Source organism: Paenibacillus sp. J31R98, from assembly GCF_056269245.1.
In genome coordinates, this window is record NZ_JBWDNO010000001.1 from 177,982 (window position 1) to 198,726 (window position 20,745).

The 20,745-nt window shown below is 51.4% G+C and carries 15 protein-coding genes; 10 read left to right on the plus strand and 5 right to left on the minus strand.

Annotation, left to right across the window (positions count from 1 at the left end):
• Window positions 1–32: 32 nt before the first annotated feature.
• The 4 genes from AC0YNX_RS00745 to AC0YNX_RS00760 all read left to right on the plus strand — a co-directional run bounded on the left by AC0YNX_RS00745 (window position 33) and on the right by AC0YNX_RS00760 (window position 4,991).
• The gene (locus AC0YNX_RS00745) at window positions 33–731 is read left to right on the plus strand and encodes a response regulator transcription factor (protein ID WP_475813746.1); all 699 of its coding nucleotides are present in this window, start codon (window positions 33–35) and stop codon (window positions 729–731) included.
• On the plus strand, window positions 724–1,821 hold the full coding sequence (locus tag AC0YNX_RS00750) for a sensor histidine kinase (RefSeq protein WP_475813747.1): 1,098 nt from the start codon (window positions 724–726) through the stop codon (window positions 1,819–1,821). The genes AC0YNX_RS00745 and AC0YNX_RS00750 overlap by 8 nt, the downstream gene beginning before the upstream one ends.
• A 138-nt stretch (window positions 1,822–1,959) precedes the next feature.
• Window positions 1,960–3,195 (plus strand): stalk domain-containing protein, encoded by a 1,236-nt coding sequence (locus AC0YNX_RS00755; protein ID WP_475813748.1) that lies wholly within the window; start codon window positions 1,960–1,962, stop codon window positions 3,193–3,195.
• Complete coding sequence (locus tag AC0YNX_RS00760) at window positions 3,153–4,991, plus strand: multicopper oxidase domain-containing protein (protein WP_475813749.1); 1,839 nt, start codon at window positions 3,153–3,155, stop codon at window positions 4,989–4,991. The genes AC0YNX_RS00755 and AC0YNX_RS00760 overlap by 43 nt, the downstream gene beginning before the upstream one ends.
• Here AC0YNX_RS00760 and AC0YNX_RS00765 read toward each other — a convergent pair.
• A complete protein-coding gene (locus tag AC0YNX_RS00765) occupies window positions 4,988–7,096 on the minus strand; it encodes an ATP-binding protein (protein ID WP_475813750.1) in 2,109 nt (702 codons plus the stop codon). The two genes, AC0YNX_RS00760 and AC0YNX_RS00765, sit on opposite strands and share 4 nt — an antisense overlap.
• Window positions 7,097–7,249: 153 nt before the next feature.
• Here AC0YNX_RS00765 and AC0YNX_RS00770 point away from each other — a divergent pair, with 153 nt between their 5' ends.
• Window positions 7,250–7,879: a hypothetical protein gene (locus AC0YNX_RS00770; RefSeq protein WP_475813751.1), complete on the plus strand. Its 630-nt coding sequence runs from the start codon at window positions 7,250–7,252 to the stop codon at window positions 7,877–7,879.
• 80 nt (window positions 7,880–7,959) lie between these two features.
• Here AC0YNX_RS00770 and AC0YNX_RS00775 read toward each other — a convergent pair whose 3' ends face one another.
• Both AC0YNX_RS00775 and AC0YNX_RS00780 read right to left on the minus strand, forming a co-directional pair.
• The gene (locus tag AC0YNX_RS00775) at window positions 7,960–8,859 is read right to left on the minus strand and encodes an NAD(P)/FAD-dependent oxidoreductase (RefSeq protein ID WP_475813752.1); all 900 of its coding nucleotides are present in this window, start codon (window positions 8,857–8,859) and stop codon (window positions 7,960–7,962) included.
• 35 nt (window positions 8,860–8,894) lie between these two features.
• On the minus strand, window positions 8,895–9,545 hold the full coding sequence (locus tag AC0YNX_RS00780) for an MOSC domain-containing protein (RefSeq protein ID WP_475813753.1): 651 nt from the start codon (window positions 9,543–9,545) through the stop codon (window positions 8,895–8,897).
• Window positions 9,546–9,696: 151 nt separating this feature from the next.
• Between AC0YNX_RS00780 and pdxR the strand changes: the two genes are divergently transcribed.
• The 4 genes from pdxR to AC0YNX_RS00800 all read left to right on the plus strand — a co-directional run bounded on the left by pdxR (window position 9,697) and on the right by AC0YNX_RS00800 (window position 18,328).
• Window positions 9,697–11,133, plus strand: coding sequence for a MocR-like pyridoxine biosynthesis transcription factor PdxR (gene pdxR / locus AC0YNX_RS00785; protein WP_475813754.1), 1,437 nt, complete (start codon window positions 9,697–9,699; stop codon window positions 11,131–11,133).
• Window positions 11,134–11,279: 146 nt separating this feature from the next.
• Window positions 11,280–12,467, plus strand: coding sequence for an epoxide hydrolase family protein (locus AC0YNX_RS00790; protein WP_475813755.1), 1,188 nt, complete (start codon window positions 11,280–11,282; stop codon window positions 12,465–12,467).
• Between the two features lie 141 nt (window positions 12,468–12,608).
• Entirely contained in the window at window positions 12,609–13,886 is a 1,278-nt protein-coding gene (locus AC0YNX_RS00795) for an epoxide hydrolase family protein (RefSeq protein ID WP_475813756.1), read from the plus strand.
• A gap of 227 nt (window positions 13,887–14,113) precedes the next feature.
• Complete coding sequence (locus AC0YNX_RS00800; RefSeq protein ID WP_475813757.1) at window positions 14,114–18,328, plus strand: GGDEF domain-containing protein; 4,215 nt, start codon at window positions 14,114–14,116, stop codon at window positions 18,326–18,328.
• 282 nt (window positions 18,329–18,610) lie between these two features.
• On the opposite strand, the gene AC0YNX_RS00805 is transcribed toward AC0YNX_RS00800, so the two are convergent.
• Window positions 18,611–19,018 (minus strand): MerR family transcriptional regulator, encoded by a 408-nt coding sequence (locus AC0YNX_RS00805; protein ID WP_475813758.1) that lies wholly within the window; start codon window positions 19,016–19,018, stop codon window positions 18,611–18,613.
• 118 nt (window positions 19,019–19,136) lie between these two features.
• Between AC0YNX_RS00805 and AC0YNX_RS00810 the strand changes: the two genes are divergently transcribed.
• A complete protein-coding gene (locus AC0YNX_RS00810) occupies window positions 19,137–19,901 on the plus strand; it encodes an SDR family NAD(P)-dependent oxidoreductase (protein WP_475813759.1) in 765 nt (254 codons plus the stop codon).
• A gap of 85 nt (window positions 19,902–19,986) precedes the next feature.
• Here AC0YNX_RS00810 and AC0YNX_RS00815 read toward each other — a convergent pair whose 3' ends face one another.
• Window positions 19,987–20,727, minus strand: a complete 741-nt coding sequence (locus AC0YNX_RS00815) for a spermidine synthase (protein ID WP_475813760.1) — start codon at window positions 20,725–20,727, stop codon at window positions 19,987–19,989.
• Window positions 20,728–20,745 lie beyond the last annotated feature (18 nt).

A 20,745-nucleotide genomic window follows, 5' to 3' on the forward strand; every position in this document is an offset into this window, starting at 1 on the left:
ATAGGAACGAAGCAAGTAAAGGGGTACTTTTGATGCAGCCGATAACGATTCTAATTGCAGATGATGATGCGGAGATTGCAGAGCTGGTTGAGCTGCACATGGTGAAGGAAGGCTATCGCTGTATTAAGGCATATGACGGCTTGGAAGCCGTTGACGCGATTCTGAAGAACCATATTGATTTGGCCATTCTGGACATCATGATGCCGAAGCTGAACGGATACGAAGTAACGAGATTAATCCGGGATAAGCATCATATGCCGATTATTTTCCTAAGTGCGAAGACATCCGATCTGGATAAAATAACCGGGCTTGTGCAAGGTGCGGACGACTACATGACGAAGCCGTTCAACCCGATGGAGTTAGTGGCGAGGGTGAACGCACAGCTCAGACGTTCCTTGCAATTCAGCCGACCTTCTTCATCAGGCAGCAAGCCTATTGTTGAAGCGGGCATCGTTGTCATTAATTCTGAGGAACGCTCGGTGCTTATTAATGGCAGTCCCGTAGCGCTGACGCCTAAGGAATTTGATATCTTGCACTTGCTTGTCAGCCATCCGAAGAAAGTGTTCAGCACGGAGCAAATTTTTCAGCAGGTATGGGGAGAAGAGTACTACGAGGGCAATAATACGGTAATGGTGCATATCCGTACACTGAGGAAGAAGATTGGCGACGATATGAACAAGAACAAGCTGATCAAAACAGTATGGGGAGTCGGTTATTCCTATCATGGCTAAACGATTTCAAAGCTTCAGGTTCAACATGATTGCGCTGGTTGGCCTTAGCATGATGCTATCCGGGGCCATTACGTTCGTCATCTACAAGATCGCACAGCAATATTACCATACGACCAAACAAGAAGATCCTTCGACACAAGTTCGTTATTTGATACGGCAGGTTGGAGATGTGAATTTCTTTCTGATCTTCTTTATCCCGATGTCCATTGCGTTCTTCTTCTTGCTTACGAGACAATATGCGAAGTACTTTCAGGATATATCCGGTGCTATTAACCAGCTAGCTTCGGGCAATTTCGAGACGAGAATCAACATTTCATCCACGGATGAATTCGGTGACATCGCAAGGGACATCAATTTGGCGGGAGAGAAGCTTCGTCAAGCGCTGGAGCGGGGAGACTTTGCAGAGAATAGCAAGGAGCAGCTCGTGCTGAATTTGGCGCATGATCTCAGAACACCGTTAACATCGGTTATTGGTTATCTGGATTTTATAATGAAGAATGAGAACCTGACTCCCGAGCAAGCTAGGCATTACACCTCCATCGCTTATAAGAAATCGCAGCGGCTGGAAGGGTTAATTGACAAGCTGTTCGAAGTCGCACGAATGAATTATGGGAAGCTCACGATCGACGATAATCGTCCGGTTGATCTTAGCGAGCTGCTGCTTCAATTGAATGAGGAGCTCTATCCGCTGTTCGAGAAGCAGAGCTTGATCTCTCGTCTGCATGTGACACCTGCGCTAATGGTCCGGGGCGATAGCGAATTGCTGGTCCGCGTGTTTGAGAATTTGCTCAGTAATGCTGCACACTACGGTGGCGAAGGCGAGTATGTGGATATTGAATGCGAAGCTGACTCCGAGGATGTCGTCGTTCGAATCATTAATTATGGAGACAGCATCTCTGCCGAGGATTTGCCGCATATCTTCGATATGTTCTACACAAGCGACAAAGCGCGTACCTACCATGAAGGCAGCACTGGCCTCGGACTGTTCATCGCCAAAAATATTGTGGAGCAGCATCACGGGACGATTTCAGTTACGAGCAGTGTAGTAAGCACCGTCTTTGAAGTGCGATTGCCACGGGAGCAACCTTAGGAAGACATCCAATCTCATTGCTATGAGAGGGGATGTCTTTTTTGTTTTTGATAATTGGTAGTGAATTGGTAGTGCACGTGGAAGCGTCTAACCGCTAAGATGCGAATGGGTCACAATTATCATTGGGGAGGCAAGAAAATGAGATTCATTCGTATGATGCTGCTCGTCGCCATCTTGGCGCTGACGGGGGCAACAGGTGCATTCGCAGCAGATGCGAACGCGCCGCAAACTTGGGAAGTATCCGTAGGCAAAATGATGTCGTCGGATACAGAGATGTTCTCCATGCAGCCAGGCGTTATCTACATTCATGAAGGGGATACGGTAAAATTCACGAACCACGACATGCTCGCTCCCCACTTGCTCGGCTTCTTGATTGGAAATCCGCCACCGGGCGACGACTTCGATATTACGAAATTCTCACCGGCTAGCGGCTCCGCATGGGCAGGAGACACCATGCTGTTCTCGCCTGAAATGCAGACTATGCAATCGTATTCGATCACGTTTACGAAAGCAGGGGCATACGCCTATTACTGCTTGATTCACCCCGTAATGAAAGGAACAGTTGTCGTCATTCCAAGCGGCGGCCTCCTCCCGACCAAGGCCGAACAGGCTTCGGTGAACAATGCACTCATTGACGATCATATGATGGTTGCCGCAGATTGGAAAACCTATAACAACAAAGCAACCTACACCAAGAACAGTGATGGAACGCTGACATACAAAGTATACGCCGGCATTGGCAATTCACAGGTAATGGTCAACGCTTTCCTGCCGGGCGAAGTGTACATTAGCGCGGGAGACTCGATAGAGCTGATAGCCGGAGCGCCAGGCGAAGCGCATACGGCTGTCGTGAATGCGCCGAAAGGGATGCAGGTCTTTACGGAGAAAGGACTTAATCCTGACGTTATAACACCGCACGGCCCGGTATATGACGGCAAAGGCTTTGCATCGGCAGGCGTTCTCATGCCGAATGCTCCGGGCTTTGGCCAGCCGAGCTTCAAGCTCACCTTTACGAAGGCAGGTACGTATACGGTGACCGATGTGCTGTGGGGATATAGCGGCAAAATCATCGTTGCTCCGAAAGGTGCCGTGAAATTAACCGTAAATGACAAAGCGCTCTCTACGACGGCCATCGTGAAGAACGGTCACGTATTCGCCCCGCTTTCCACGGTTGCCAAAGCTCTGGGAGCTTCCTACCAAGTTTCCGGCAAGACGGTTCTGGTCGGTGGCAAGAAGCTCGTAACCACAGCCGATACGGCTCCATATGTGTCCAAAGGCGTGACCTATATCGCTGTTGAGACCGTGGCACAACAGCTCGGCAAAACCTATACATGGGATCAAACCGCGAAGCTGTTGTCTATTCGTACCAAATGATACGATCCTTCCAAGCAATGAACGTTAGGGAGCAAGCGCTGCTGTTAGTAGCGGCGCTGCTCCTTAGCTCGTTACTGGTAGGGTTCTTGCTCCCCATTCCCGCCGAAGGCGCCACTCAAGCCGCCGCTCCAACCACTACCCAAACCGCGCAGGTCAAACGATTCCATCTCTATGCGACCGATGGCGAAGTCAAACTGGCGGACGGCAAACGTCTCTATATTTGGGGCTATAGTTTAAAGAATGAGCCAGGAACAGCGGTATTGCCCTCCCCGACGCTTACCGTGAACGAGGGTGAGAAGGTCGAAGTTACGTTGACGAACATCGGTCCATCCAATTCCCATATTAAGAAGCTGGCACACACCATTCATTTTCACGGATTGGATACGGATCAAGCGAATGACGGCGTTCCCCATACGTCTCACGCGATACTGCCAGGCGAAAGCTTCACCTACCGTTTCGTTGCAACACATGCGGGCACTTATTTCTACCATTGTCACGTTGACACCATTGAACATTTGCAGATGGGGATGCATGGTGCATTCATCGTAAGAGCGAAGGGGAGTGCTCCGGAAGCTTGGACAGGAGGTCCGCGTTATGATAGAGATTACGTTTTCCTGCTGAATGAGATCGACCCGTTGTGGCACGAGTCGGTGGAGAAGGGGGAAACGTACGATCGAACGGACTATCACCCGCGCTATTGGACGATTAACGGCAAATCTTATCCCGATACAGAGAGTGATCCGTTGACGATGGTGGAAGGGCGGGTAGGAGATGCCATCCTTATCCGGCTCATCAACTCAGGCTATGACACGCATTCCATTCACATGCATGGTGAACATTTTCAAGTTATCGCTTCAGATGGCAGGCCGCTTCCGGCTCCAATTACGAAAGATACGATCGAGATCGCTCCCGGTGAACGGTACGACATTCTTGTCAAGCTGAACCAAAGCGGACATTTTCCCATCCACAGCCATAACATTAAGGACAATACGAACGATGGCCAATACCCTGGCGGTATGCACACCATGATGATGGTTTCACCTGCGCTGCCAGGCAGAGCGGTTACGTTGACAACAGGGAAGAAGTCTGTGCTCGTAGATGGTAAAAGCAAGCCGATTCCAGCGGCACCGTTCCTGCAAGGCAAGGAGCTGTACATCCCCTTAAAGCTGCTACAGGATGAGATTCGTTTCGGCATGCGTCAAGGCGCGAGTGCCGGTGAGTATGTACTGACATTGAAAGCGAACGAGCTGAAGTTAAAGACTGGAAGCCAGAACGCCGAATATAACGGGGTGAAAATTCCATTAACTGCTCCCGTTCAACTACTGAAAGGGACAACGTTCGTTCCGCTCAGTGCAGCCGTGAAGTATATGGGCGCGAAGCTCCTGTCTTCCAGCGCAGCTGAGTGGCGACTGAAGCTGCCGCAATTGCCGCCATCGCTGTCGACATTCCCGGTGAAGGCGCCGACGACATCGGAAGCAGCACCGGAAACTGCACCAGCGGAGCCAACAACTACGGGCACCGATCATACGATGCATAACGAGCAGGGGACGAAAGTGACCATTAGCGCATCAGGCTTTTCTGTGAAAGAGCTGCATGTAAAGGCTGGAACGACTGTGACATGGGTGAATGGCGACAAACAAGGGCATACGGTTACCGATTTGGACGGTCGTTTCGACAGCAAGACGATTCCGGCTTCCGGCTCGTGGAGCAACACGTTCAAGGAAGCGGGTACGTACACGTACTACTGCTCGGTCCATCCAACGATGCAGGCAATTGTGGTCGTCGATCCCGTCTAAAGAAGCAGCTCGTCGGCAAGACGTCCGATTCCTTTTTTCATATATCTGTAGTAAGTCGTCATCGCAAGGCCGAGTCTCGTTGCGACGGTCTCGTGAGAGCCAATTCCTTCGATATAGAAGAGCTGCAGCATTCGAGCTTGCAGCTTCTCTTGATTTCTGCCGCATGCCATTCGTTCAAGTCGATCTGTAATTCGCTGTGCAATGCGCGCCGCAAGTGGCTCGTTCCTATTCTCGGAATCGTTATCCGGCAGCATGCTGCCAAGCTTCTTCACGAGGGGAGGATCAAGGCCGAGCGAGTGGAAGCATTCAAGCGCCTGCTTGACGAGCCGAAACCGTGTATCTTTCGAAGGTGTATCTGCCAGATCCGTGTCCATTCCCAAGCCTAAGTCCAGACCAGAGCCCAGACTCAGGATCGTATCCGTGACTGGAATTCGGTGAAAGAGTTCATCGTTTCTAAGGTCGATTCGCGCCGCTTTCCAGTGCAGTCCGCCTGCCGAGACGTAATCCGCCCATGGAATCCGTTCGAAGCCAAGCTTGCAGAGCGATTCGAGCGGTCCTTCAATTGGAACGACGATGGATACGCGCTTCCCCGTAATGCCTGTAGAGAAATGCTCTTGAACGATGACCGAGCTAAGCTCCGGTTCATATTCGCGCTTTGCGCCAAGAATCCAAATCAGATAGTCCATCTCTTGGAGAGGAGTTTCCCGGACGAAGGTGGCGTAGACAGGATTTCTCGCAAATATAGGGCGCGTCTTCTCGTTTAACGGTACGAAGGTGTAAACGCCTGCGACATCTTGATCATGGTAAACAACTCGAAACGAGGCAGGCTCCACTTCCCAGATGGCGTCAAGGTAAGTATGCTGCAACGTGTCATCGTTCAGAAATGGAGGAAACGCGAGAAAGAACTGCTGCACAAGCTCGCGCAGCACAGGAATGTGCTCCTTGCTTGCTGCGCCGATTCTGAACCCCGACCGATCAGTGGCAAAATAAAAGCTTCTCATAAACTCATCCGACATCAGAAAAGCCTTCTCAAGACGCAGAAGCTTCTTGCGTTCCTCATCCTGCTGCGTCGTATGCGTCCATCTTCGTTCGATCGCAGCCAGTGCCCGCTGCTTGTAGAGGGCATGCGTCTCGGGGGCGCGGTGCGCAAGCTCGGCATTCATCCATTTGCGTACGGCATCCAGAAGGTAATAACCGCCTTGCCGGAACAGCTTGACGTAGGGGATGTTGCAGAATTCGTTGAACTGTTCTTGCGTAATGTCCTCGCCGACAATCCATTGCAGCATATCTTGATCGAATCGCCACGGAATCGAAGCGGCCCCCAGCAGCTTCTTGACATGGAGGGGCTCTTCATCCCGGAATAGGGCTCGATCCATCGAAGCGATAATCGCTTGCGTCTGATCTCCGCTAAGAAAAGAAGAGGCACCGTGCTTCAGTACGGTGCTGCATGCGAGCGAGAGCGCCAGAGGGATTCCGCCCGAGAATTGCTCAACGGCGTACCGCACTTCAGGTTCATTAATGCCAGAAGTGACTAAGTAACTCTCCATTTCTTTGCGGTTCAGCGGAGCAAGCCTCATGTTACGGAACATGCTGCTCCAATCGGTGGCGGAGATCGTTCCTTCATCGAGCGGTTGTCTTCCAGCCGAGCATACTTTGACGCGCACGGTCAGCAGCGGCAGCCACTTATCGAATAGCCACTCCAGTAATGTTCCCCATCGTTCCATGCTATCGAGGAGCAAGATGATACCGCCGCACTGCTGCGCGACTTGGTTAATCAGTTCAGCCTCATCTTCCCCTGGCTGCGTCCCTGCAGGCGCATCCATCTGGTATCCGGCTTTCGCGAGTCTCATTCGAATGGTTTCCGCGAAGTGTGCCGGCTGCGTAAGAGAACGCCCTTCGATATAGAAGACGAGAGCATCTCTTGACGTCCACTGGAAGGCGCGAAGCAAAGCGCTCTTGCCGATGCCTCCTGGTCCGCATACGTGGATGAGACACCAGTCATCGTTGCAGTCACTTAGCTCCTGCTCCATAATGGCGAGCTCTTTCTCCCGCCCGACAAATCTCTTCTGCTCTAAATCGCTCAGCACTTGGCGAACCAGCTTCATCGTGGACTCATCGCTCCCGTTAGACGGTATGTAACCTAAGTTTGATATGATTTTAACCCTTCCTGAACGTAGAAAGCTGTCGAATGGTATAACCGTTTGGAAAATATTAACTTATACGTTATCTTCGGCATTTTTAAGAGGAGGATGGTTGTTATGTCAACTGTCGTCATACGATTTCTAGCGATATCCGCGATGCTTGGAGGCTTGCTTCAAGTGGCTTCGCAAGCTGTTTTTGACATTAAGGGCAAGACGAGTACGGACATTATCGACAACAAATTGGCGGTTACGGATGAGTTGATTGCGAATGCGGTTCTGTCAGGTGTGCTTGGTCTGGCGGGGAATGTGTTGATATTGCTCGGTCTCATTGCAATCTTTGTTTACGAGTCTCGGATCAGATCGACGACGAACACGCTCGCAGCCTTTATCGCGATGTTCATCGGCACTGCGCTTAGCGCATGCTTGTCCTTCTACTTCGCTTTCGTAGAGCCGATGCTCCTGAAATACGCGCAGGATGTCATTATTCCGGTACGCTCTCCATTTATTGAAGGGGAGGCAGCTTGCTTTCTTATCATGGCATTAACAGCGCTCTACTACGGAATCAGCCTAGTTACGGCACGGGCAGTTCCGCTTATCGGAGCTATATTAGTTACGCTATATCCGCTAGCAGGCTTCTCGCCTGGTGGACAGTTCTTCGCACAGGCTGTACTCGGGCTCGGCATGATCTGGCTGGGTCTGGCTGTGTACCGAGCGAATGAGAAGGAAGGGAGGGAAGTGGTGGGCTAGAGAGGATTAAAATGTTGAAAAAAACATGAACCCCATGTCCTCGGAGACATGGGGTATATTATTTGGAATTAATTAGGAATTCAGAAATCTGCTTCAACGAGGTCGGTATTAACCGCGATGGCAGCTTTGCAACCTTCAGCAGCGGCGACAATGACTTGAGCAGGCGGCTGGAAGGAAGTATCGCCAGCGACATAGACGCCAGGAACACTCGTCCTGCCATAATGATCCATCGCAACGGCACCTATCTCATTCGTCCTGCAAGCTAGCATGTCGAGGATCGGAGAGGCATGTGTCCATTGCGGAGTAACGAAGCCGCCTGCTCGCTCTACGGTTAATCCATCCTCGAATTGAACCCGTTGCAGCATCCCGCCTGCTCCGATGAGAGCTGCGATCTTGGTCTCGATAACCGCAATTCCGCGATAGCGGAGCTTATCCTTCTGCTCAGGATTTAGAAGCGGAAGTCCGTTTGTGCAGAACACCAGATCCTTGCTCCATTGGTACACCTTCTTAGCTAGATAATAGGCGCTCTCATGATCTGCGATTAATACGAGCGGTTTATCTCGAAGCTCCCAGCCGTCGCAATAGGGGCAGCTGAATAAGCTTTTGCCATAGTAATCTTGAATCCCTCTTACCGGGGGAAGAGTTTCTCTTACTCCTGTAGCCAGAATGACGCTGCGGGCCACAAAGTTGTAGCCTTGCTCGGACGTTGCTTGAAAGACGCCGTTAATTTGACGGACGGCAGTCACTTTCGTCGGACTGATGAGAACAGAAGGGTATTTCCGCAAGTCCTGTTGCGCCAATTGGCGGAACTCGGTCGGGGCAATCCCGTCTCTGGTAATAAACCCATTGGATTGATGCGTGACAGCATTTCTAGGTTTGTTATCGTCGAATAAGATAACGTTTCTCCTTGCTCGGCCTAGTACAAGCGCTGCGTTAAGCCCAGCCGGACCTCCTCCGATAATGATGCAATCCAGTAACATGCTTAGATCCCTCCCATCCTAGATTTATATGTGGATTAGCTTGTTTTATTGCGGCGTTTCTCGAGCTTGCTTCTCCAGCTCGCGGACAATTCTTCCACCCGGAGCAATCTCTCGAGATCTTCGAGATTGTCCTTATCATGGAACATGACACGGTTCGCGAATGCTACGGATAGCGCTAACGAATGCTTCTGCAACAGAATCATTCTATCGTTGAAGAACACCTTTCCTCGCTGAAGCACCCGGCAATAGTACCCGGTAAATCCGGTGTCCTGCACCTTCAAAGGCATCTCGGGATATTCGTAACGAGCGGCAAGCTTGAAACACGGCCGTCTTGGCTGGCTAATCTGCACAATCGCGCTGCCGAGCTGATAGATGTCTCCGATGCACACGTCTGTCTCCAACAGGCCGCTTGCCGTCAGATTTTCTCCGAAGCCTCCAAGTGGCAACGGTCTTCCAAGCCATTCATCCCAGAATGGATAATGCTCGTAAGCATATACGCAAACCGCTTTATCTCTGCCTCCGTGGTACCTCAGATCGGCTTGCCCGTCCCCGACAAAATGCTCCCAATCCAGCTCCAATGGGCCATAGACAGGTGATTTGAAAATACCGGTGGTCACTTCTTTCTCGTTATATATCATCGTAGTCGGCATCCCGACATTAAGCGAAATGAGCTGTCCGTGCTGCATTGGACGATCCTCCTTTGCGAACAATAGAACTTGATTGGCTTCTTCAATCTCGCCACTATAACAGAGTATGGTTTGGAGATACACATCCAAAGCGTCTCATTTAGTCCAATCCATAACTTTGGCAATTCATATAGAAACGCAGGTGTTCCTCATGTTGCAAGTTAATCGCAATGATGGCAAGCCGATCTGGCAGCAGCTGCTGGATCAAGCAATCAGCCATATCGCTAACGGGAACTGGCCGCCGGGCGAGCAATTAATTCCATCCCGTGAGCTAGCTCAGCAGCTTGGCGTGTCCCGATCAACCGTGCAGCTTGTTTACGAAGAGTTGCTAGCCCGGGGGTACATCGTCACCTCAAGAAGAGGGGGCACAAAGGTTACGTCATGCTGGATTAAAGCGGCGGCAAATTCCAATTTATCAGGTCCGGAAGGTCCGGTTCTACCTTCCATTCCTTTCGTCAATTCGTATGCGGAGCAATTGAAGGAATGGCTTAAAGGGGAAGAAGCTCATGAAGTGAGGATTGATTTCAGCCCGCATGAGCCGTATGTGGACCCGGTCTTCCAGAAGCTTTGGAGGCAAACGTTCCAGCACGCCGCTACAAACTTAAGTCCGGATGACTGGGCATATGGGGATACATACGGATACTTGCCGCTTCGTGAACAGATCAAGCGATACTTGTCGCTCGAACGCGGCATTCATGTGCAGACGAATCAGATCTTGCTGACAACAGGCGCGAATCATGCCATTAACTTGATGGCGCAAGCATTGTTGTCTGAAGGAGATACGGTATCCGCCGAAGATCCGGGCTTTCCAGCCTCTTGGATGATCATGAAGCATCACTGTATGAATGTCGTGCCTATCCCGGTAGATGAACAAGGACTCGTTGTCGAGCAGATTCCGCCGGAAACCAAACTCACATTCGTAACCCCTTCTCATCAATGCGCGGTAGGGGCAGTGCTGTCTGAGCCGCGAAGGCAGCAGCTGCTACATGTAGCGATGACCAATCGGAGCTGGATTATCGAGGACGATTATGACGGCGAGTATCGGTATCGAGGCGATCCGCTGCCGACGCTGTTTAGCCAAGCGCCTAATCATACGCTCTATATGTTAAGTTTCTCGAAAATGATCGCACCAGGCATCCGTCTATCCGCGCTGGTCGGCTCGGCGGAAGCGATTGCGCAGCTCGCGGGAGTGCAAGAACTGATCTATCGTCATGTTCCGATTATGGAGGCGGCGACGCTCACTCGGTTTATTGAGCAAGGCCATTTCATGAGGCATATGCGCAGGGTGCGGAATGTGTATCGGAGGCGTCATGAAAGGATGACGAAAGCGATTATTGCCAGCGGTCTAGCGAGAAGGTTTGCTTTATCAGAAGTCGATACGGGATCGCATATGCTGCTGGAAGCAGAACCGCTGTTTGACGAATCCATTGCCACCGCGCAGTTGCTGGAGAGGGGAATTCGCATTTATCCGCTCAGCCCCTACTGCTTGGATAGCGCAAGGAGGGGATGGGTACTCGGCTTTGCAAAAGTGGAAGAGGAGTTGATTGAGGAAGGGATCGCTCAACTGGCGGATGTCTTGTTACGATAGAAGCGCGTAGTTATGGATTGATCAAATAGATGTTCTTTGGATGTGTACGTTCATGCCAACCGTTGTTATAGTTCATAAGCGGCAGATTTGCTGCTTCAGGCTTGGCCGGTCAAGCAATCCAAAACAGTGATAGGGGAGAGAGATTAATGACTCAAACAAATAAAGAAGTTCGTCCATTTCACGTGAATATCTCGGAAAAAGAAATTACAGATCTGAAACGACGCATCAACGCGACAAGATGGCCAGACAAAGAAACGGTATCGGACCAATCCCAAGGCACGACGCTCGGAACGATTCAAGAGCTTGCTCGCTATTGGGCGAATGAATACGATTGGCGCAAGATTGAATCGCGGATTAACTCTTTTCCGCATTTCCTTACTGAAATTGACGGCTTGGATATTCACTTCATTCACGTTCGTTCGAAGCATGAGAACGCGATGCCAGTCCTTATTGCGCATGGATGGCCGGGCTCGATCATCGAGCAGATGAAGCTGATTGAACCGCTGACGAACCCTACGGAGTACGGCGGAACAGAAGCAGATGCGTTCCACGTCGTCATTCCATCGATGCCTGGTTATGGCTTCTCGGGTAAACCGACGGAGACGGGCTGGAATCCGAAGCGCATCGCGACTGCATATAGCGAGCTGATGGCGCGTCTTGGCTACGACAAGTATGTGGCACAGGGCGGCGACTGGGGCTCGATCGTCGTCAACATGATGGGCGTTCAAGAACCGGAAGGCTTGCTCGCCATTCACACCAACATGCCTGAAGTCATTCCACCAGAAGTGGATGCGGCGATTTGGTCCGGCAATCCGCTTCCAGAAGGGCTATCGGATGAGGAGAAGAAAGCGTGCGAGCAGGTTCGTGAGAACAAATTTTATTACGCTTTCTTGATGGGCACGCGTCCGCAGACGCTGACTGGCCTTACGGATTCTCCTGTAGGTTTGGCTTCCTTCATGATTGATCACGACTGGAAGAGCCATGCCCTGATCGCAAGATCGTTTGCTGGCGTGCAAGAAGGACTGACACGCGATGACGTTCTCGATAACATCTCGCTCTTCTGGTTTACGAACAGCGCGATCTCTGCAGCCCGTCTGTACTGGGAGAACGGTCTTGCAGGCATCTCCTTCTTCGCTGTCAAAGGCGTCAAGCTGCCGGTTGCCGTCAGCGTATTCCCGGATGAGATGTATGAAGCGCCGAAGAGCTGGACAGAGAAGGCTTACCCGAATCTGATTCACTTCAACAGACTGCCTAAAGGCGGACACTTCGCTGCTTGGGAGCAGCCTGAACATATGATTACCGAGCTTCGCAACGCATTTAAGTCGCTGCGTTAATATAAATGAGAGACCCGTGTCATGGCAACATGATGCGGGTCTTTTCTTTATTATGTGCAGCACGATCCGCATAAGAATCACATTTCGGATGGAACTTAATACTAGAGCATCACACTGTTCTCGACAAAGGAGCGTTGCATCATGAAACTATGCACCAATTGGTTCCGTTCAATCATGTGTTCGGTAATCGTGTTAGGAGTGACTGTCTTCGGTCCGATAGCCCAAGAAGCGAATGGACAACCGGGTTCAGATGCCATCCGTCCGTTTCAGGTACATTTCTCCGATGCGGAGCTAGCGGATTTGCACAAGCGCATACTCGCGACGAGATGGCCGGATAAAGAGACAGTCTCGGATCAAACGCAAGGCGTGCCGCTGGCGACGATGCAGAAGCTCGCGGACTATTGGGCGAATGATTACGACTGGCGCAAGTTCGAGGCGAAGCTGAACGCCCTGCCGATGTTCGTCACGAATATTGATGGGGAGGATATTCAGTTCATCCACGTTCGTTCGAAGCATAAAGACGCCATGCCGATCCTCCTCATGCACGGCTGGCCTGGCTCAATCGTCGAGATGCTGAAGGTGATCGATCCGCTAACGAATCCGACAGCTTATGGCGGCAAGGAATCAGATGCGTTCGATGTCGTCATTCCGTCGATGCCTGGCTACGGGTTCTCGGAGAAGCCAGCTAAGACAGGCTGGGATCCGGATCGTATCGCGCGAGCATACAGCGAGCTGATGAACCGGCTCGGGTACAAGAAGTATGTGGCACAAGGCGGCGACTGGGGGGCCATTATGGCAGATGTCATGGCTGTCCAGAAGCCGAAAGGTCTGATTGGTATTCACACCAACATGCCCGGCGCGGTTCCGGAAGAGATTGAGAAGGCCATTCAGTCAGGCAAAGGCTGTCCTCCCGGACTAACAGGCGACGAGAAACATGCGTGCGAGCAGCTAGCGTTCTTCAACATGCAGCTAGCTTACTCTCAGATGATGGAGACGCGGCCGCAGACGCTCACAGGACTTGCGGATTCGCCTATCGGTTTGGCTGCGTTCATGCTGGATCACGACGCCAAGAGTCTGGAGCTGATTGCCGATGCTTTCGATGGAAAGTCAGTGGGTCTCTCGCGGGATGATGTTCTCGACAACATTACACTCTATTGGCTCACGAATACGCCGATTTCGTCGGCACGTCTCTACTGGGAGAACAAGTACCCGTTCTTCAGCCCCAAGGGCGTTACGCTTCCGGTTGCCGTAAGCGCCTTTCCCGATGAGCTCTATCAAGCGCCGAAGAGCTGGGCAGAACGGGCGTATCCGAATCTGATTTACTACAACAAGCTGGACAAGGGCGGTCACTTCGCGGCATGGGAACAGCCGCAGCTGTTCGTGAATGAACTTCGCCAAGCATTCAGGCCGTTGCGTTAAATTCTGTAACGAAGATTGAAGTTAAATTGAAAGTTATATGGAAGCCAGCCTCATTCCCGAAGAATGAGGTTGGCTTTTTCTTGCAAGGAACGAAGAGGAAGTCAACTACCCATTTAGATAATTGGAGAGGTTGTATTAGTAGTCATTTTGTCACAATTTCCTGTTATACTAAAAGTGAAATTTCGACATGAAGGGATTGACGCCTAGTGAACGAACGATTGCTTTCTATGGATACTGCGACTTCGCATTTAGGCGAAGCTTATATGAGATTCAGCCCGAACACTTGGCGCTTCTTCGAGCGTGGTCAAGTGATGAAGCGGATCGAGCAGTGGCAGGAAATTGCTGCGAGTGGACGCGGGTTAAGAGGAATCGAAGATTGGACAGAGACCGAATTACATCTAGATCTTAGGCTGACGCCGTTACCGGAAGGCTTCATCCCGTTCGCAGCCTTCGCGAGTCAAGAGGGGCTTAGCGACTCCGATCGCGCACGGGTGATGGCATCGTTATTCGATACACTGGGATTGCTGCATGTGAACCAGTTCTATATCGGGTTTCTATCGCCTGATTTGATTAGCGTGAACCCGAGCTCGCATCAGGTGATGCTGAGCTTGCAGCCGTTCCCTTCCGTGCATCCTTTTCTGGACTTTTATATACAAGACTATCCGTTTGAACTCTTTAGCGCCTATTGCCGAACGCATACGATAACCCGGGCTTCCGACTTCTACGCAGCAGGAACGATTATGCGCGAGTTGTTCCGCGGTCATCTGGTTTATCCGCCGCTCAAGGTGCTGTATGAACGGTTAATTGGCGAGCCATCCTTCTTGTTTATTGAAGAAGCGGCCTATGAGATTAGCCGCATCTATGGACTGACTCGCGAGCCTTGGGAGCAGGTAATTGGTCTTCATCCCCATGCATGGCTCTATCATGCGGAGCCGCCAATCTCGCCGGAGAGCCAGCGCCAATTCAGACGATTCCTGCGTGCCGAAGGAGCGAAGCAGATTGCGCTCATTCACGAAGATGAGTCGCTCATTGCCGAAGTGCTCCGCTTTCATATGAATGAAGTGCTGGAGAATCAATCATTCGTTACGATTAAATGCACGGATGTACCATTCTCCACCATCATCGAGATGGTCAACCGGATCATCGGCGCTTTAACGCTGACTTATTATCCGCAAGCAGAGCCGCAGTTCCGAGCGCTAGCCAGACGTCAACGTCAGCTGGTGCAGCAATACTACTTCGGACATGACGTATCCGAGGCATTCGGCGAATGGATGCTTCGTTTCTATACCCAGTTGATTGCGATTATTCCCGCAGACAATATTTTTCTTATTTTCGATGAATGCTCGAATATGGACCTGGAATCGTTCCAGCTGTTTAAGTATACGTGGAGCCGTTACAGCGAGCAGCTGCCGCGGTTGTTCACGATCTTCTGTGGCAAGGCGCTGGTTGAGTCGGATATGAATGAAGAGATCTATAATATTCAATTTCTCCCACGGAATGCTGCTGCTTACAGCGGGCTCATGCGCAAACGGCTTTGCAAGGTCGAGCCGCAAACGCTGCAGCGTCTCGCGCATTGGCTGAATGATCAAGCAATCGATCCGAAGTATACGAGCATGATGCTGGAGTCATTCATTGATCAAGGGCTGCTGCAGCTGACCTCTTCAGGATGGATTGCTGGCGCTCGCGAGCTTCCGCAGGAGGGTACGAATCCAATTACCATTACGGAGCAGAAGCTGGATCAGTTGAGCGCAGAAGAAACCGATCTGCTTGCGCTGTTCTGCTGCTTGCCGGCGCCGATTCGCGTATGGAATTTGTTCAACGCGAACAAGCTGCCGCTTGGCCAGCTGTATGTCCATTTGCACCGTTTGGCGCAGCTCGGTCTCATTCTGTTCTTCCACCAGAACAGTGTGTTCGTACATAACAATGTGAAGGAACGGCTCGCTCTTCGCTACGATATGGCACATGCCTATTCGCAAGCGGTCGCTTATATGCTGAATATCGAGAAGTATCCATCACTGACGATGCTTAATCTAGTACGTAAATCCGGTGATAAACGGCGGGAGTATATCTTGCTGATGCTCTATTTCCGGAGAAACCGCAAGGCGCTCTCGTCAGAGCAGACGCGGCTTCTTCTGGAGCAGATGATCGGTCTGCACGAGACGCTTCAGCGGTCGACGATGCAATGCTTTTATCGGCAAATACTGCCGGTTTACAATGGATTCCGCGAGCTGAAGCGCTGCGAAGAAGTGTGCATGAAGCTGTATGAGCTGAGAGGCCGCGACGGCGACCGGTTCAAATGGATGTTCTATAGAATGATGCAAAATGAACTCGATCTGGCTGACCACAAAGATGAGCTGTTCGCCTATCTGGAGAACCCGAATCATCAGCTTAGCGATAAGCTCGATGCACTATGTCCGCTCGTTGCCAACCGAGTCTTTCTCCATCTCGAGCCTCATGAGAAGGAGTATATCAAGGAGCTGTACATTAGGCAGATTTACCCGAACCGTCATCTCATTCCGGAATGGGAGTTTGTCGACTCGTCCTACTATTGCATCGCGTTTATTTTCGAGAATTTCCCACAATTGAACGCATGGGGACTTGCGCTCTTGAACAAAGTGGAGTCGATGCTCCATTACAGCTTCTACCCGGATCTTATTCTGCGCGTGTATAACATGTACATTCATCAAAATAACGCACGTATGGCAAGAAGCTACATCGAGAAAGTAATCACCGGCGCAACGCAGCTGGGACATCCGAATATGCTCGAGGTTGGTCACGCTAACGGCATGGAAGTATCGCTCATTCTCGGTGATATGCCGGCCTTCCATTATCACTGGAACCAGCTCGTCGACATTAAGCGCAGGGACGTCCTTGAAGGCGTTCGCGATATGATCCGGATGTATGCCTGCGAATCGCGGCAATGGGAGCTGCTTGACCGGATGGGGCAAATTCCTGATACGAGCGACTATACGAAGTCAAGAATGGAGCTATACCGAGTCTATGCCGCGCATCGCAGAGGAGAGCGGATTAGTCCGCTGCCCGCGACTCATGAGGAACAACCGGCTATGTTTGTTGGGGCGCTGCGGCTTCTCCAGCTCGGAGCAGTCGAAGATGCTTGCCGGCAGTTCCAGCAGTGCATCGGCTCAGCAGAGCGTCAGGGAAGATTCCCTATGCTCGAGGGCTGGACATACCGCGAGCTGCTGCAGGCGATGCTTAGCGTTCAGCCGGTGAGCGATACCATAACGATGAACGAGATTGGCGAGTGGCTGGAGAGGTTCAAGCAATTCATTGAGACGGACGCCTATGACTTGTTCTGGGCGGACTATCATTATCTATCTGCACTTTGGGAGCTAGGGCAAGGCGCAGTGACGAACGGGATGCTGCTGCTGCGCAAAGCGATCAACGCTTATTATCTGATTCAGCAGAATGATCGGGCTGAGGAAGTGAAGCGGGAGATGGAAGTTTATATGGAGCCTGCAGGTTTGCCTGACCGCTGGGAATTGGCAGACAACGAGCAGGTTGTGCAAATTATGCAAGAGCGCCGAGGCTTCCTGAAGCAGTCGCTCGACTACTTGACGACGATTCGATTGTTCGATCGGTTGCCGGATTCGCTTAATCTGAGCATGGTGATCGACCGCGTCACGTTTGCGCTGTTTGAATATTATCCGGTTGCTTACGCATCCATCCAGTTCGATCTGCCGTTCCATACATCGCAGAACTATTACTCCGCATTTGGTCCGATCGGCCGAAACATGCTCTCCGAATATCGGGCAGGGGAGAGCCAGCTGCAGCGAGTCAGCTTCACGCTGTTTGGCGCAAAGCACCGCTCGATCCGGATGGACGTGTTCCTGCATCAGTTGAACAATAATGTCGCGCATCAATTGGACCAGCTGATCCATATCGTCAAACCGCATATCGCGAATGCCGTGCTCTATGAGCAAATGATGATCGACAGCTTGACCGGCCTCTACTTGCGCCAGCACTTTATGGACAGGCTTCTGCAGGAGGTTGAGGTATCGAAGCAATACGGTCTTGACGTCTCCGTGCTGATGATCGACTTGGACAACTTCCGCAAGGTCAATGAGCTTGGTCATCAAGTTGGCGATGATGTGCTAAGGAAGATCGCGGGCACGATTCGCTCGCTGCTTAGCCAGCAGGATATTCCGGGGCGCTACGGCGGCGAAGAGATGCTCATTATTCTGCCTAAGACAGACGGGAAGCATGCGCTGCAGCTGGCGTCTGATATTCGCAAACAGATTGAGCTCGAGTTCGGCAGCGGCGTCGGCCAACCGTATCAAGTAACTGTCAGTATAGGCGTTGCTTCGATGGAATTGTGCCGCGCCAATACGGCTGAGGAGCTTATAAGGTATGCCGATGATGCGGAGATCAAGGCGAAGAAGACGGGCAAGAACAGAGTAGTTGCCGCTTGGCTTATGGCTTGACGAGGGGTTTTGTAATAATGCTAAAATTGAACTCTCAGACTGGGAGGCAGCCGATATCGGCAGAATGGCGGGGCTGAGAGTGCAAAAATCGAACTCTCAGCAAGGAAATCGGCCGTTTTCTGTTCTGAGAGTACAAAATTCGAACTCTCAGACTGGGAAGCAGCCGATATCGGCAGCATGGCGCTCTTAGAGTGCAGATTCAGCACTCTAAGATTATCGAGACGTTCACGACAGCAAGAAGACCATCCTTACTAGGTAAGGATGGTCTTCTTGCTATTGCCATTAATTCGCGCGATCGCGCACGCGTTCTTTCATTTTCTCCATGAGCGCAATGTTGCCGGGGTCATTATAGAATTCGATCTTCTCGTCAATGAGCTTCATATTCTGCTGCAGCTTCTCGATCTGGCGCGTGACCTCAATGCGGTGCTCGGTCAGCATGTGCTTTCGTTCCTCGCTCGTTGCTGCTCCTTGCATAGCCATCTCGCTGTATGACTTCATTTCTTTGATCGGCATACCCGTATCCTTCAAGCAGCAGATTAGAGCGACCCAATTCAGATCGGCATCGGTGAAGCTGCGATTGCCGGACTTGGTGCGCTCCACGAATGGAAGCAGCCCTTCTTTGTCATAATAGCGCAGCGTATGTGCCGTGAGTCCGAATTTCTGCGCGACTTCGTTGATGGAATAATTCATATTTTTACAGCCTCCTATGGCTTGACTTAGAGTTAACTCGAAGTGATATTCTCACTTTAGACCTCGATCGCCGATTGGTCAAGAGGCCAAACCACTTCATCAAAGGAGAAATGACAATATGAATCATACGACGAGAATCGCGCTTGTTACCGGAGGAAGCCGCGGGCTTGGCAGAAACGCAGCATTAGCGCTAGCTGGCAAAGGAATCGGTGTCGTTATTACTTATCTTACCCAGCAAGCGGCAGCTGAAGAGGTGGTTCGCGAAATTGAGCAGGCAGGCGGCACAGCGGCAGCCATTCAGCTGGACACGAGCATGGTGTCTTCGTTTGAAGGCTTCGCGGCTGCACTTAGCGATGTGCTAAAGTCCAAGTGGCACCGCGATAGCTTCGACTTTCTTATTAACAATGCTGGTATTGGCAAGAATGTGCCGTTCCCAAGCATGACGGAAGAGGTCTTCGACAGCCTGATGAACATTCATTTCAAAGGCGTTTATTTCTTAACGCAGAAGCTGCTTCCGCTGCTCGCGGACAATGGCGGCATCGTGAATGTGTCCACTGGCTTAACTCGTTTCTCGATGGAAGGCTATAGCGCATATGCATCGATGAAAGGCGCGATTGAAGTGATGACACGTTACATGGCAAAAGAGCTCGGCAAGCGCGGCATCCGCGTGAATGCCATTGCGCCAGGCGCGATTGAGACAGACTTCGGCGGCGGTACGCTGCGAGATAATCCGCAGGTGAATGCTCACATCGGATCGATTACGGCTCTCGGCCGTGCAGGTGTACCGGATGACATCGGCGGCGTAATCGCATCGCTCTGCACAGAGGATATGCGCTGGGTGAATGCGCAGCGCATTGAGGCTTCGGGCGGTATGCTGCTTTAATAACATAATTTCCTCTCATCACAAAGCATGAGCTGGCCTCGGTCTCTGAACCGATGCCAGCTTTTTTATTTCCGCTATGATAAGACTAGTGGTCTTCGATGATATAACCTTGCTCCAGCTCAATCGGGACAAAACCTGCCATCTTGCTCTCTTGAAAGCGGATCGGCTGATCGCTCCCGGCAATAATGATATTTCGCAGCTCGGACGAGCTTGATGAAGGAAGCGCGAACACGCGAGTATTCGCAAATACGGTTTGCAGCGTCGAGTGGACAGCGGCTGTGACCGTATCATGCCCGCCTTTGCCCATCATATTCAGAATAACTGCACCGCCTTCTGCGAGCTTAGCTGCTGTCAGCTCGAAGAAGGATCTGGAGGTAAGATGCCGCGGTGTTCCTCGTGCCGTGAAGGCGTCCAGCAGGACGAAATCGAATGCATGTGAATCCTGCTCTTCGAGGATGGCTCGCCCGTCGCCGATTCGCACATTGTCATCGCTGCAACCAAACAGCTCTTTGCTCAAGCAGGCGACCCGAGCATCAAGCTCGGCAGTCGTGAAGCGGATGCTAGGGCAGCTGCGAGCAATTGTGCCGATACCATGGCCGATTAAATAGACATGTCCGTAGGAGGGATTATTGAACTTCATTAGATGAATCATCGCCCGCGGATATTCGAATACGATTCGATCGGGGTTGTCCAGGTCCATTGCGCCTTGCATGGCATTCTCTGCGAACTGGAGCACCCGGAAGCTGCCGCGTTCACCGCCAAGCTCAGACGCGTCGCAGACCGTAATTTCATGCTCGCTTGTCTTTTCATGAAATAAGATACGCACTAATAATAAGCTCCTTAT

Excerpts from the sequence above, each read along its gene's own strand:
- AC0YNX_RS00760 (WP_475813749.1), top strand. The coding sequence starts at position 3,153 with ATGGGATCAAACCGCGAAGCTGTTGTCTATTCGTACCAAATGATACGA.
- AC0YNX_RS00770 (WP_475813751.1), top strand. The coding sequence starts at position 7,250 with ATGTCAACTGTCGTCATACGATTTCTAGCGATATCCGCGATGCTTGGA.
- AC0YNX_RS00800 (WP_475813757.1), top strand. The coding sequence starts at position 14,114 with ATGGATACTGCGACTTCGCATTTAGGCGAAGCTTATATGAGATTCAGC.
- AC0YNX_RS00745 (WP_475813746.1), top strand. The coding sequence starts at position 33 with ATGCAGCCGATAACGATTCTAATTGCAGATGATGATGCGGAGATTGCA.
- AC0YNX_RS00810 (WP_475813759.1), top strand. The coding sequence starts at position 19,137 with ATGAATCATACGACGAGAATCGCGCTTGTTACCGGAGGAAGCCGCGGG.
- AC0YNX_RS00790 (WP_475813755.1), top strand. The coding sequence starts at position 11,280 with ATGACTCAAACAAATAAAGAAGTTCGTCCATTTCACGTGAATATCTCG.
- AC0YNX_RS00795 (WP_475813756.1), top strand. The coding sequence starts at position 12,609 with ATGAAACTATGCACCAATTGGTTCCGTTCAATCATGTGTTCGGTAATC.
- AC0YNX_RS00775 (WP_475813752.1), bottom strand. The coding sequence starts at position 8,859 with ATGTTACTGGATTGCATCATTATCGGAGGAGGTCCGGCTGGGCTTAAC.
- pdxR (WP_475813754.1), top strand. The coding sequence starts at position 9,697 with ATGTTGCAAGTTAATCGCAATGATGGCAAGCCGATCTGGCAGCAGCTG.
- AC0YNX_RS00750 (WP_475813747.1), top strand. The coding sequence starts at position 724 with ATGGCTAAACGATTTCAAAGCTTCAGGTTCAACATGATTGCGCTGGTT.
- AC0YNX_RS00755 (WP_475813748.1), top strand. The coding sequence starts at position 1,960 with ATGAGATTCATTCGTATGATGCTGCTCGTCGCCATCTTGGCGCTGACG.
- AC0YNX_RS00805 (WP_475813758.1), bottom strand. The coding sequence starts at position 19,018 with ATGAATTATTCCATCAACGAAGTCGCGCAGAAATTCGGACTCACGGCA.
- AC0YNX_RS00780 (WP_475813753.1), bottom strand. The coding sequence starts at position 9,545 with ATGCAGCACGGACAGCTCATTTCGCTTAATGTCGGGATGCCGACTACG.
- AC0YNX_RS00765 (WP_475813750.1), bottom strand. The coding sequence starts at position 7,096 with ATGAAGCTGGTTCGCCAAGTGCTGAGCGATTTAGAGCAGAAGAGATTT.